This window comes from Psychrobacter sp. CAL346-MNA-CIBAN-0220 (assembly GCF_040309805.1).
In the GTDB taxonomy this organism is placed as follows: domain Bacteria; phylum Pseudomonadota; class Gammaproteobacteria; order Pseudomonadales; family Moraxellaceae; genus Psychrobacter.
The window spans coordinates 1-277 of the sequence record NZ_JBEOPF010000208.1 but is presented as its reverse complement, the minus strand read 5'-3'; the positions used below and the strand labels follow the sequence as shown (position 1 = coordinate 277).

General features: G+C 38.6%; 1 protein-coding gene. It reads right to left on the bottom strand.

Annotated features, from left to right (window positions below):
* On the bottom strand, positions 1-277 hold a 277-nt coding region (locus tag AAEY88_RS13350), incomplete at both ends, for a SecY-interacting protein Syd (RefSeq protein WP_350563163.1).

The following is a 277-nucleotide window of genomic DNA, read 5'->3' as shown; positions in this document are numbered from 1 at the left end:
CGCCAAATGATGCAGTAAACGGTAATGGCGCGGAAAAATACTGGCCATAAAATGCATGAATATCTTGGTGTAATTGAATATTTAATGCATGCTCCACGTTACTAAAGTCAGCGACATTGTCACGTTTAATGGGCTGCCAGAACACAGTATCATCAGTGTCCGCATTAAAGGTGCCTTGAATACATATTGAGTCTTCGCCCAAAGGATAATAGCGCGGAAATTCAGATAGCGTATCTTGATAAGATTTAAGATAGTTTTTTATAAAGCAATCTAATGC